The organism is Kitasatospora sp. NPDC059462 (genome assembly GCF_042749955.1).
Lineage (GTDB): Bacteria > Actinomycetota > Actinomycetes > Streptomycetales > Streptomycetaceae > Kitasatospora.
In genome coordinates, this window is sequence record NZ_JBHYUU010000028.1 from 1 (window position 1) to 12,372 (window position 12,372).

Consider the following 12,372-nt stretch of genomic DNA (forward strand, 5'->3'; position numbering starts at 1 on the left):
GCCTACCTGGCGGCCGCCACCTGGCGCACCGGGTGGGACCTGCGCTCCGCCGTGTAGATCTTCCCCGGGGGCGGGCCCGGGGCCCCCCGCGGGCGCCGGGCCGGCCCTCCCGCCTCTTCGCCCCCCATCTCCACCCCCCATCTCCTCCCCCTCCTGAACTCCCACCGAGAGGTGAACACATGAGCAGCGCGGTGCCGCCCGGCGGGGCGGGCCCCGGCCTCGACGACCCGCGCGGGACGGTCGAGGCCCAGGCCGCCCGACTGGCCGCGTCCGGCCTCGACACGCCCGGCCCCTACCTGATCGGGGTGCGCCACCACGCGCCCTCGCTCAGCGCCGTCGTGCCCGCCCTGCTCGACGCCGCCGCACCCGAGGTGCTGCTGGTCGAGCTCCCCGCCGAGTTCCAGCCCTGGCTCGGCCTGCTCGCCGACGAGGCCACCACGGCCCCGGTCGCCCTCGCCGCGGCTCCCGCCGCCGACCGCTCGAACGAGGACGCCGACGGGATCGGCGCCGAGGCCGGCCACGGCACCGGCCTCGCCTTCTACCCCTTCGCCGACTTCTCGCCCGAACTGGCCGCCCTGCGCTGGGCGCGCCGCCACGGCGTCGAGACCATCGCCTGCGACCTCCCCCTCGCCGTCCGCGACCGGTACCGCGAGCGCGAGCACCACCACCCCGACGGCGAGGCCCGCCCCGGTGTCGCCGACGCGCTGCGTCACCGCCTCACCGGGCGCGACGACGACGAGGACCTCTGGGACCGCCTCGTCGAGACCGCCGCCCCCGGCTCCACCCCGGAGGCCGTCCGGCGCGCCGCCCTGCTGGTCGGCTGGGCGATGCGCCAGGACGCCGAGGACGGCCGCGGCGTCGACCCCTACGACCTGCGGCGCGAGGCCTGGATGCGCGAGCGCATCCGGGAGGCGGGCGCCGGCGGCCGCCGGGTCGCCGCCGTCATCGGCGCCTTCCACGCCCCCGCGTTCACCGGGGACGGGCCCGCCGCGCCGGCCGAGCACCCGGCCGAGGCCGCCCCTGACGCCCGGCACGTGGTCTCCCTGATCCCGTACACCTATCCGCTGCTCGACGCCCGCTCCGGCTACCCGGCCGGCATCCGCGACCCCGAGTGGCAGCACACCGTGCTCGACGCCGGGGGCGATCCGGACCGGCTCGCCGAGGCGCTCGTCCGCACCGCCGTGCGCATCTGCGAGGCGCTGCGCTCCCAGGACCACCCCTCCGGCCCGGCCGACGCGCGCGAGATCGTCCGGCTCGCCGGTGACCTCTCCCGGCTGCGCGGCCTCGCCGCCCCCGGGCGCGGCGAACTCGTCGAGGCGGTGCAGACCGTCCTCGCCCAGGGCGAACCCCTCGGCCGCGGCCGGGCGGTGGCCCGCGCGCTGGAGAAGGTCCTGATCGGCACCCGCACCGGCGAGCCCACCCCGGCCGCCCCGCGCAGCGGGCTCGCCCCCGCCGTCGAGCGGCTGCTCGCCGAGCTCGGCCTCCCCGGCCCCGGCGACACCGCCGAGTCCGCCCCCCGTGAACTCCGCCTCGACCCGCTCCGCTCGCCCCTCGACCGGCGCCGCGAACTGCTCCTCCACCGCCTCGGCGCGTGCGGCGTCCCCTACGCCGAGTCCGTCGAGACCACCGGCGCGGGCGGCACCGAGACCCTCACCACCCGTTGGCGCGTCCGCTGGACCCCGGCCGTCGCCGCCATGCTCACCGTCGCCGGAACCCGGGGTGTCACCCCGGCCCAGGCCGCCGAGGGCGTCCTGCGCGAACGGCTCCGCCGCGAACAGCAGGCGGACGGCCCCACCGCCCGCGAAGTCCTCCGAGGCCTCGCCGACGCCGCCGCCTGCGGCCTCCCCGCCCTCACCGGCACCCGCCTCACCCAACTCACCGCCGTCCTCCCCGCGAGCGGCACCCTCCCCGACCTCCTCGACGCCCTCGCCCTCCTCGACCGCCTCACCGCCACCCACCACTCCACCCACCCCGACACCCCCACCAGGACCGCCCTGCCCACCGGCACCGGAGCCGCCACCTCGTCCGCCGTGCCGCAGGTCCGGGCGGGCCTGTCCGCCGGTTCGGGGGCCGGCGACACGTCGGCTGCGTTGCAGGTCGGGACGGACCCGCTTGCCGGTTCGATCCCGTCCTCGGGTGGCGCGTCGTCCGCCGTGCCGCACGTTCGGACGGCCCCGTCCGCCGGTTCGGGGGCTGCTTCTGCCGCGTCCTCCGGCGGGGTGCCGCCGGGCGAGGTTGCCGCGTCCTCCGGGGGAGGGGCTGCGGGGATGGCCGGCGAGGGATTCCCGGACGGGGCCGGTGGCCCCTCCGCGCAGCCGGGCCCGGACGAGGACCCGGCGCTCGCCGTGCTGGCGGCGGCGGCCGAGGTGGTGACGGTGGCGGCGGTTCGTCAGCTGGAGGGACTGGGCGGGTCCGACGAGGCGGACGACGCCCGGGCGCTGGTGGAGCTGGCGCGGCGGGCGGACCTCTCGGGAGGCGTGCGCCTGCGGCACACGCTCACCGAACTCGCCGACGGCGGAAGCCCCTTGGTGCGCGGTGCGGCCGGGGCGGTGCGGGTGCTGCTGCGGCAGGAGGATCCGGCGGTGTTCGGCGACCGGACCGCCTCCTGGGTCGACGGCGCCACCGGGCCCGAGGCCCGGCACGCCCTCGGGCGGTCCCTGGTCGGGCTGCTCACGGCGGCGGAGGGACTGTTCTCGACCGCCCCCGAGGTGCTCGAACCGGTGCTGGAGCGGGTGGTCGGCCTCCCCGACACCGCTTTCCTGGACCGCCTGCCGGCACTGCGCGGCGGGTTCGACACGCTCAGCCCGGCCGCCCGCGACCGGTTGCTGCACCTGGTCGAGGAACGCCTCGGCACCCGGTTGGACACCCTCCCCGCGGAGCTGCCGCCCGCGCTGCTCGCCGACTGGTCCCGCGCCGACCTGGCCGCCCGCGCCGCGCTCGCCCGCCGCGGACTGCTGCCCGCGCCGCTCCCGGCGCCCACGACGGACGCGCCCACGACGGACGCGCCCACGACGGACGCGCCCACGACGGACGCGCCCACGACGGACGCGCCCACCACGGACGCGCCCACGACGGACGCGCCAGCCCACACCCACGAGCACACCGGCACCCACGCCCTCGGCCCGGCCGAGCGCTGGCGGCTGCTGCTCGGCCGACCGGGCAGCGGCGGCCTCGGCGGCCGGGCCTCGCGCCTGGCGATCGCGCTCGACGAGCTGTACGGCACGGGCCACGGCGAGGGCTCCGGCCCGGGTCTGGACGGCCGCGGCGGTGCGGGCGGCAACCGGGGCGGGCGCGAGGCGCCGTACCCGGGCGTGCGCGAGTGGTCCGAGGAACTGGAGGCGCTGTTCGGGCCGGGCCTCCGCGAGGAGGTGCTCGCGGCCGCCGTCGCCCAGGGCCGCGGGGACGTGCTGGAGGCGGTCGACCCGGACGCCGTCCGCCCGTCGGTCGACCTGCTGCGGGCCGTCCTGGAGCACGCGGGCGGCCTGCCCGAGGCCCGGTTGGCGGCGCTGCGTCCGCTGGTCCGGCGCCTGGTCGACGAGCTGAGCCGGGAGCTGGCGACCAGGCTGCGCCCCGCCCTCACCGGAATCAGCGTGCCGCGCCCGAGCCGCCGCCCCGGCGGTGGTCTGGACCTGCACCGGACCATTCGCGCCAATCTCGCCACCGCCCGCCCGGTCGACGGTGACCCGGGCGCGATGACGATCGTGCCGGAGCGCCCGGTCTTCCGGACCAGGGCCCGGCAGGCGTCCGACTGGCGGATGATCCTGGTCGTGGACGTCTCCGGCTCGATGGAGGCGTCGACCATCTGGGCGGCGCTGACCGCCTCCATCCTGGCCGGGGTGCCCTCGCTGAGCACCCACTTCGTCGCCTTCTCCACCGAGGTGGTCGACCTGACCGACCGGGTGACGGACCCGCTGGGCCTGCTCCTGGAGGTCCAGGTGGGCGGCGGCACGGACATCGCGGGCGGACTGCGGTACGCGCGGAGCCTGGTGACCGTGCCGTCCCGCACGCTGATCGCGGTGGTCAGCGACTTCGAGGAGGGCGGTCCGGTCGGCGGGCTGCTCGCGCAGACCCGGGCACTGGTCGGCTCCGGCTGCCACCTGCTGGGCTGCGCCGCACTGGACGACACCGGGAACGCCCGGTACTCGAAGGCGGTCGCGGGCCAACTGGTCGCGGCCGGGATGCCGGTGGCGGCGCTCAGCCCGCAGGAACTGGCCCGCTGGGTGGGGGAGAAGGTCCGATGACGGAGGTGGCAGGGGCAGTGACGGTGACGGGCACGGACGCGCAGTGGCCGGCGGTGCGGCCGGAGGTGGTCGCCGAGGTGGTGGCCGGGCTGTCGGCACGGTTGCAGAAGCGCCTGGACGGCGCCGCCGCCAAGCTGGCCGGGCGGCCGGTGGAACGGGACGGCGAGGACTGGCGGATCGCCGTCGACGAGGAGACGGTGCTCGTGCTGCACGCACCGGGTGGGGTGCTCGCCGACCAGGCGGACGTGCGCTGCGGCTGTCTGCTGGCGCCCGCCTGTGTGCACCGGGCCGCGGCGGTCACGGTCTGCCCGCTCGCGGACGACGAGCCGCCCACCGAGCCGCCCGCCGAGCTGCCCACCGAGGCGCCGTCGCCCGACCGGACGGACCGGGAGAGCTCGACGGACCGGACGGCCACGGCACCCGAGCCCGGCCCCGCCCGGCCCGCCGGGGCCGCGACCGCCGAGGCCCCCACCCCCGCCGAACGGGCCGCCGCCGAGCACCTGCACCGGGTGGGCGCCGCCGTGCTGGCGGCGGGCGTCGGCGGCGCGGGCGCGGTGCTCCAGGCGGAGCTGCTGCGGGCGGCCCACCGGGCCCGGCTGGCGGGCCTGTACCGGCCGGCGGCCGCGGCGGTGGCCGTGGTCACCCGGATCCGCGCCGCCCGCTCGGGCGAGCCGGACCACCGGCTCGCCGACCTGGTGGCCGGTCTGCGCGAACTCCTCGGTCTCAGCACGGCGCTGGCCCTCGCCGCCACCCCGGACGCCGGGCCGGCCGTCGCGGAGCTGCGCGGCACGGCCCGCCAGAGCTATGCGCCGGCGGGCGGCCTGCGGCTCTACGGGTTGTTCTCCGAGCCGGTGCTGACGGCCACCCACGCGGGGGTGCTCACCTGGGCGGTGGACGCGGGCGGCGGGCTGCACACGATGGCGGAGATCATGCCGCACAGCGACGCCGCGGCGGCGGCGCCGCAGGCCGTGGGCGCCGGGAACCGCACGGTGCGGCTGGGGGACGCGATGCTCAGCCACCGCGAGTTCACCCGGGCCGGGCTGGCCGTGCAGGGGGCGACCAGGTCGCCGGCCGGACGGCTCGGGGCGGGCGCCTCGGTCCGGGCGGTCCGCGCGGCGGGCGCGGCCTGGACGGCGGAGCCGCTCGCGGGGCTCTGGGGCGAGCCGCGGGCCGCCCAGGTGGCCCGGGCCCTCGCGGCGGGGGCGCTGCCGCCGGAGGCCCGGCCGGCCGGGAGCGAGCTGCTGTTCCTGGACGTCACGCTGCTCGGCGCGGTGCCGTACGGGCCGGGGGGAGAGGCGCGGCTGCTGGCGGAGTGCGAGGGGGTGGTGCTGGCGCTGCGCGCCGCGCACGACCACCCGGGGCTGGCGCACCGGGGCAACCTGGCGCTGCTCGCCACCGCCCCCGGCCTGCGGCTGCGGGTGATCGGCCGGCTGGAGCGCTCGGCCCGCCCGGAGCTGCGGCTGCTGGCCGTCGGTCTGCCGCCCGCGTCCGCGACCCCGGAGGAGCCCTCCCTCGCGCTGCCCGCCGACCGCGCGGGCCGGGTCAACCTGGGCCTGGAGCGGCTCCAGACGGCGGACCTCGTCCTTCCGCCCGCCACCGGCCCCGCCGACACCGGCCTGCCCGCCACCGGCCCGACCGGGTCCGTACCGCCGGCGCCGTCCGGGGTGCCGGCGGCCGGTGAGGCCCCGACCACCCCCGTGCACCTGCTCGCCCGCCGGGTGGAGCAGGCGGTGACCGGCGGCCGGGCCGCGCTGGCGCTCGGCTCCCGGGCGACCGGGGGCGACCGGGCCCGGCTGCGTTCGGCGGGGCTGGCCACCGGTGCGGCGCTGCTGGACGGGCTGCTCGCGGCGGCGGCGGACCAGCCGCGCGACGTGTTCGGCCGGGTGGTCACGGACGACCACGGCGCCTTCGCGGCCGCCTGGCTGGCGGCGGCCTGGTACGAGGAGGAACTGGCCTCGGCGCTCTGCGTGACCGGTTGGGAGCCCGGAGAAAACTAATTGCACAAGCAGGTAAGCCGCGCTGAGTGGCATAATCGGGCAGAGAAGGACGTTCCACCGCGTGAGCGGAACCGACCACAGAGAGGCGAGCCATGGGGATCCAGGACGACGCCGCCGAGATCCGCGCCGGCGGCTGGCGGACGCTCGCCGCGCTTCACGGGCTGATCGACTCGGCGCTGGAGAAGACGCTGCAGGCGGAGCACCGGCTCTCGGTGGTCGAGTACACCGTGCTGGAGGCGCTGTCGCGGCAGGACGGCTGGCACATGCGGATGCAGCAGCTGGCCCGCGCGGCCGCGCTGAGCAGCAGCGCGACCACCCGGCTGGTGAGCCGGCTGGAGGAACGGGGGCTGCTCAGCCGCTACCTCTGTGCGGACGACCGGCGCGGCATCTACACCGAGCTGACCCCGCAGGGGCGCGAACTGCTGGCGGCGGCCCGTCCGACGCACGACGCGACCCTGGAGGCGACGCTCACCGAGGCCGCCGACCTCCCCGAGCTGGCGCCGCTGGTCCGGGCCCTGTACGAGCTGGAGCTGGCCCCGACGGTCCCGGCCACGTCCTGACGGGCCGGCCCTCCCCGGGGCCCCGGCCCGTCCGGGTCGCCCGGGTCGCCCGGTTTCACCGGTGCGCGGCGAGCGCGTCCCGGTGGACCCGGTCGAGCAGGGCGAGCAGCAGTTCCTTGCTGGACGCGCGCTCCCGGACGTCGCAGAGCACCACGGGGACGTCCGGGTCCAGGTCCAGCGCGCGTCGGACGTCCTCGGGGGCACAGTCGCGGCGCCCGTAGAAGCAGTTGACTCCGACGGCGAAGGGGATGCCGCGCTGCTCGAAGAAGTCCACGGCGGCGAAGCTGGACTCCAGCCGCCGGGTGTCGGCCAGCACGATGGCACCGAGCGCGCCGAGCGCCAGGTCGTCCCACATGAACCAGAAGCGGAACTGTCCCGGGGTGCCGAACAGGTAGAGCACCAGGTCCTCGCGGACGGTGATCCGCCCGAAGTCCATCGCCACGGTGGTGGTCGACTTCTCCTGGACGCCGTCGAGGCTGTCGACCCCGATGCTGGCGCGGGTCATCCGCTCCTCGGTCTGCAACGGCTCGATCTCGCTGACCGAGCCGACCATGGTGGTCTTGCCGACGCCGAAGCCGCCGGCGACGAGGATCTTGACCGCGCCCGGCACCAGGCTCTGGGTCGTCACGTCGGGTCTCCTGAAAGGGGGAACGGGGCGGGGCGAGGGGTAGCGGGGGCGGCCGAGCGGGGCGGCTCAGAGCCGCCGCACGCCCTCGATCACGGCCTGGATGAGCGCGATGTCCGGCGCCTCGGCGAGCTCGACGGGCGCCCGGGTGAGGATCATCCGGGCCTCGGCGAGGTCGTCGAGCAGCACCTTGACCACGCTCACCGGGAGATCCAGGACGGCCGCGATCTCGGCCACCGCGAGCGGGCGTTCGCGGCAGAGGTCCAGGATCGCGGCCGGCTCGGGCGTCATCCGGCTGGTGTCCGTGCGCGGGTCGGCGGTGACGACCAGGGTGATCAGCGCGAAGCCGTCACGGACCGGGCCGGTGCGCCCGTTGGTGATGGCGTAGGGGCGGACCAGGTGGCCGGCCTCCTTGTCGAAGAACCAGGCCTCGGCGGCGTCGACGGTCACGCACCGCCACCCGCATCCGGTTGGCCGGCGTCGCTGCGCGGCGCTGCGGTGAGGTACTGGCCGACCTGCTTGACCAGCATGTTGATCTCGTAGGCCATCAGCCCGGCGTCGACCGCCTCGCTGGTGAGCACGGCGAGCCGGGCGCCCTGGCCGGCGGTCGTGACGAACAGGAACAGCTGGTCCATCTCGATCACGGTCTGCCGCACCCGCCCGCCGCCGAACCGCTGGCCGGCGCCGCGCGCGAGGCTCTGCAGACCGGAGGCGACGGCCGACAGGTGCTCGGCGTCGGCCCGGTCGAGGCCCTGGGAGAGTCCGACCAGCAGGCCGTCCTCGGAGAGCACGATGGCGTGCCGGGTCTCCGGGACGCGTGCCACCAGCTGGTCCAGCAGCCAGTTGAGGTCGCGCTCGGTGTCGGTGTGCTGCGTCGTCATCGCTGTTCCTTAGCTGTGGGGGGCGCGTCCGGGTCGGGTGTGGCGGCACGGGCCGTGCGGGTGCCGTGCTGGATGGCGGCCATGGTGGCCCGTGAGCGCTGCGGCGAGGGGTCCTCGCCGGGCTGCGCGGGGGAGCCGGGCGGTCCGTACGGGGCGGTGGGGGACGCCTGGGACTCGCGCAACTGTTCGGCGAGGCTGGCGTTGCGGACCCGCCGGGGCAGGACGCGCGGGGTGCGCAGCTCGCCCTCGGGCCCGTACTCCGCCAGGGCCTCCTCGGGACGCTGGTGCGTGGGAGCGGGAGTGGGTGCCGGCGTGGGTGCCGGCGATCCGGTCTGTGCGGCCGACGGCTCGCCGGTCCCGCCCCAGAACCCGGCCCCGCCCCCGAGGACGTCCGGGCCGGGCTCGCCCGCCGGGTCCTGGAACGGCCGGGGCCGTCCGGGCCGGGCCACGACCACCGCGCCCGGCAGGCCGGGGATCGGGGAGCCCACCGGCAGACCGCCGTTGACCGCCGGATCGCCCTCGTCCTGCGCGCCGCCGTCCCGTGCACCGCCGTTCGCGGGGTAGTGCGCGACCAGCTCGCCGATCACGACACCGCCGTCGACCGCCCCGCCACCACCGACCCCTCCGACCCCTCCGACCCCTCCGGCCTCGGGGGAGACGGCCGGCCCGGGAACGGCCACCCGGCCCGATGCCGCCACCGGCTCCGCCACCGGCCCGGGCAGCCCGTCGCGCACCCCGGAGAGCGCACCCGGCACCTCCCGGCCGCCCGCACGCCCGCCCGGCGCGAGGCCCGCGCCCGAGCCGCCGTCCGTCCCGGCGCCCGTGCGGCCCGTTCCGACGCCCGTCCCGGCCCCCGTCCCGATCCCGGCCCCCGCCACCGTGTCCGCCCCGGCCCCCGGCCGCAGGTCCGGCACCGGCGAGCGGGTGACCCGGGCGCCCGCCGGCAGTCCGCTGAAGGCGCACGGCGGCTCGGCCTGCTGCAGCAGCACCGCCGGTACCAGCACCACGGCCCGCGTCCCGCCGTACGGCGAGGGCCGCAGGGTGACCTGGACGTCGTGCCGGGCGGCCAGCCGGGCAACCACGAAGAGCCCGAGCCGCAGGTCGTCGCCGAGCGCGGAGACGTCCAGCTCGGGCGGGTTGGCCAGGTAGTCGTTGAGCCGCTGGTACTCCTCCTCGACCATGCCGAGGCCGCGGTCCTCGACCTCCACCACCAGGCCCTTGGGCACCTCCTGCGCGGAGACCTGCACCTGGGTGTAGGGCGGGGAGAAGGTGGTGCCGTTCTCGATCAGCTCGGCGACGAGGTGGATCACGTCGGCGACCGCCTGACCGCTGAGCGAGGTGCGGGGCACGCCCTGGACGACGACCCGCGAGTAGTTCTCGGTCTCGGAGACGGCGCTGCGCAGCACGTTGACCATCGGCACGGCGTTGCGCCAGCGCCGGGCGGGCAGCGCGCCGCCGAGGATGACCAGGTTCTCCGCGTTGCGCCGCATCCGGGTGGCGAGGTGGTCGACGGCGAACAGCTCGCGCAGCAGGTCGGGTTCCTCGTGCTCGCGCTCCAGCGCGTCCAGCATGCTGATCTGGCGGTGGATCAGGATCTGGGTGCGGCGCGCGATGTTGAGGAAGACCTTCTTCGTCCCCTCGCGCCCCTGGGCCTGGTGGACGATGGCGGCGACGGCGGCCTGCCGGATGCCGGCGAGGCTGTCCGCGGCCTGCTGGAGTTCGTCGCCGCCCCGCCGCGGCGGGGTCCGGGCGGGGGGCGGCACGGGGACCGACTCGCCCGCCCGCAGCCGGCCGACGACCCCCGGGATCTCGTGCTGGGCGAGCGCCAGGGCGTCGACGTGCAGGGCGGCGATCCGGGCCGGCAGGGTGCGGGCGGTGCGCAGACCGCGCACCAGGCTCCAGAGCAGGACCACGCCGACCGCCGCGCTGCCGGCGTACAGGGCGGTGCGCTCCCCGGCGTCGCGCAGCAGGTAGGCGGCGTAGCCCCAGACGGCGGCGAGGCCGAGGCCCGGGACCAGGGCGAGGGCGAGGAGCGAGCTGCGTAGGGAGCCGGACCGGCCGGCGCGGTGGCCCGTCCGGGGGGCCGATATGCCTGGCATCTGATTCCTTGTAGCAGGGCGAACGGCGGGGTGTCCGTGTGCGGTCCGGCCGGGGCTGCTGGGGTGCCACGGCCGACGGTGCCCGGAGGGTTGCCGGAGGTGGTGACCCGTGGGGTCACCGTCCGGACGGATGCAGCACGGCCGCCGACTTCAGGCACGCTACCAGCCCCGGGTGCCCTTCGGGCAACATCAACTGACCATATGTGAACGCCTGATGACAGCGTGTCGGGAACACCGGAGGGTGTCCCTCCGGGCATTCGCACTGGTCAGCGAAGTGCGGCGACTGCCGGGGGAGCGCCTGACGGCTTTCCGGCGGCCGGATCCGGCCGCCGGAAAGCCGTCAGGGACAGGTCAAGGAATGGAATCCCGCGGTCAGCCCGCCAGCGGCATCCGCAGCACGGCCGCCGACCCGGCCTGGAGCTCCGCCTCCGCGTGCGCCTCGCGTTCGGCCGCCTCGCTCCACGCCCAGCCCGCCAGGCCGGCGAGTTCGGCCGACCACTGCTTGCCGTAGGTGCCCGAGGCCACCTGGCCGAGCCGCAGCCGCTGGACGTCCGAGGTGCCGGCCGGCGGGTAGGTGTGGGTGGCGTCGCGCAGGTAGCGCTCGATGTGGAACTCCGCCTGCAGCCCGCGGGCCGCGTGGATCTCCATGGCGTTGCGCGCCGAGTCCATCGCGTACTCGGTGTTGATCAGCTTGGCGTTCATCAGTTCGGCGTCGCAGGCCTTGCCGTGGTCCAGCAGGTGCGAGGCGTGGTACGCGGCGAGCTTGGCGGTCATCAGCCGGGACTGCATCTCGCCCAGCTTCAGTGCGATGTTGGGCAGTTGGGAGAGCGGCTTGCCGTAGAGCATCCGCGCCTCGGCGAACCGCACGGTGTCCTCCACGATCGCCACGTGGAGGCCGAGGGCGACCGCCGCCAGGTTCAGCCGCCCGTACAGCGTGGACGAGGAGTAGGCGACGTCCAGGCCCTGGCCCTCCCGGCCGAGCAGGTTGCCGGCCGGGATCCGGCAGCCCTCGAATACCAGTTCGCCGAAGCTGAAGCCGTGCAGGCCGCTCTGCGAGCCGAGGGCGCCGGTGCGGAAGCCCGGGCGGTCGCTCTCCACCAGGAAGGCGGACAGGCCCCGGCTGCCCTGGCCGGTGCGCAGCACCACGCCGTGCACGTCGCCGATGTGGGAGTTCCCCACGAACCACTTGCGGCCGTCGAGCACGTACTCGTCGCCCTCGCGCCGGGCGGTGCCGCTCATGCCGAGCACATGACCGCCGGACTCCGGTTCGGTGACGGCGATCGTGGGCAGCGCCGCTCCGGAGGCGAACCTGGGCAGCCAGTAGCGGCGTTGGGCGTCGTTGCCGAAGTGGATGACCTTGGCGACGCCGAGCTGCGAGGCCTGCGCCACCGCCCCCATGGCGCCGCTGACGCGGGACAGCTCCTCGACGATGACGGTCTTGGCAAGATGCCCCAGCCCCAGCCCGCCGAACTCGCGCGGGATGGTCACTCCGATCCAGCCCCGGCGGGCGATCTCCCGCGCGAGTGCGAACTCGACCTGGCGCTCGGCCTCCATTCTGGCCACCTGCGGGCGCACTTCCTTCTCCGCGAACTCGCGCACCTCCGCACGGAGGTGCTCGTGTCGTTCGTCGGTGAAGTAGTCCATCGCCATGCCCCGGTCCTCTCGGGTTCGGTTCGTTCGGTGGAAGTGCCTCCGTCCGTGCAGCCGATCCGCTCGGCCGCCGAGGGCGTGGGGGAGGTGACGGTGGCGGCCGGGTGCCCCGTTGCATCCGGGTGCGCGCGGAGTGCCGGCGGTGGCCCACGCTGCCCATGGGGACCGCCGATTTTCGGCAGGGCTCATTGTCATATGTGTGTCGAAAGTGCTCTACGGAGGATCTTGGATTGGCGCGATCGGGTCGTTCGGGGACTGCCGAGGGTTGAAACGCCGGAAGAAGGGGATACGACGTTCCCCCGATTCCCGGATCCGCCGG

General features: G+C 76.5%; 8 protein-coding genes. 3 read left to right on the forward strand and 5 right to left on the reverse strand.

Features of this window, described 5'->3' with window-relative positions; all coding sequences use genetic code 11:
• Positions 1-179 precede the first annotated feature (179 nt).
• The 3 genes from ACFXAM_RS10675 (at position 180) to ACFXAM_RS10685 (ending at position 6,798) form a co-directional block, all read left to right on the forward strand.
• Positions 180-4,241 carry a DUF5682 family protein gene (locus tag ACFXAM_RS10675; RefSeq protein ID WP_380289567.1) on the forward strand — a complete coding sequence of 1,354 codons (4,062 nt, stop codon included), beginning with the start codon at positions 180-182 and terminating at the stop codon, positions 4,239-4,241.
• Between the two features lie 5 nt (positions 4,242-4,246).
• Positions 4,247-6,238 carry a hypothetical protein gene (locus tag ACFXAM_RS10680; RefSeq protein ID WP_380289569.1) on the forward strand — a complete coding sequence of 664 codons (1,992 nt, stop codon included), beginning with the start codon at positions 4,247-4,249 and terminating at the stop codon, positions 6,236-6,238.
• A 92-nt stretch (positions 6,239-6,330) separates the two neighbouring features.
• Entirely contained in the window at positions 6,331-6,798 is a 468-nt protein-coding gene (locus tag ACFXAM_RS10685) for a MarR family winged helix-turn-helix transcriptional regulator (RefSeq protein WP_380289571.1), read from the forward strand.
• A 55-nt stretch (positions 6,799-6,853) separates the two neighbouring features.
• On the opposite strand, the gene ACFXAM_RS10690 is transcribed toward ACFXAM_RS10685, so the two are convergent.
• The 5 genes from ACFXAM_RS10690 to ACFXAM_RS10710 all read right to left on the reverse strand — a co-directional run bounded on the left by ACFXAM_RS10690 (position 6,854) and on the right by ACFXAM_RS10710 (position 12,053).
• Complete coding sequence (locus ACFXAM_RS10690) at positions 6,854-7,426, reverse strand: ATP/GTP-binding protein (protein WP_380289573.1); 573 nt, start codon at positions 7,424-7,426, stop codon at positions 6,854-6,856.
• Positions 7,427-7,492: 66 nt separating this feature from the next.
• Complete coding sequence (locus ACFXAM_RS10695; protein ID WP_380289575.1) at positions 7,493-7,873, reverse strand: DUF742 domain-containing protein; 381 nt, start codon at positions 7,871-7,873, stop codon at positions 7,493-7,495.
• Positions 7,870-8,304, reverse strand: coding sequence for a roadblock/LC7 domain-containing protein (locus ACFXAM_RS10700; protein WP_380289577.1), 435 nt, complete (start codon positions 8,302-8,304; stop codon positions 7,870-7,872). Before ACFXAM_RS10700 ends, ACFXAM_RS10695 begins: the two co-directional genes overlap by 4 nt.
• Positions 8,301-10,403, reverse strand: coding sequence for an ATP-binding protein (locus tag ACFXAM_RS10705; RefSeq protein ID WP_380289579.1), 2,103 nt, complete (start codon positions 10,401-10,403; stop codon positions 8,301-8,303). Before ACFXAM_RS10705 ends, ACFXAM_RS10700 begins: the two co-directional genes overlap by 4 nt.
• 372 nt (positions 10,404-10,775) lie before the next feature.
• Positions 10,776-12,053 (reverse strand): acyl-CoA dehydrogenase family protein, encoded by a 1,278-nt coding sequence (locus ACFXAM_RS10710; protein WP_380289581.1) that lies wholly within the window; start codon positions 12,051-12,053, stop codon positions 10,776-10,778.
• Positions 12,054-12,372 lie beyond the last annotated feature (319 nt).

Coding starts and splice junctions, on each gene's coding strand:
- ACFXAM_RS10675 (WP_380289567.1), top strand. CDS start 180: ATGAGCAGCGCGGTGCCGCCCGGCGGGGCGGGCCCCGGCCTCGACGAC.
- ACFXAM_RS10685 (WP_380289571.1), top strand. CDS start 6,331: ATGGGGATCCAGGACGACGCCGCCGAGATCCGCGCCGGCGGCTGGCGG.
- ACFXAM_RS10700 (WP_380289577.1), bottom strand. CDS start 8,304: ATGACGACGCAGCACACCGACACCGAGCGCGACCTCAACTGGCTGCTG.
- ACFXAM_RS10705 (WP_380289579.1), bottom strand. CDS start 10,403: ATGCCAGGCATATCGGCCCCCCGGACGGGCCACCGCGCCGGCCGGTCC.
- ACFXAM_RS10710 (WP_380289581.1), bottom strand. CDS start 12,053: ATGGCGATGGACTACTTCACCGACGAACGACACGAGCACCTCCGTGCG.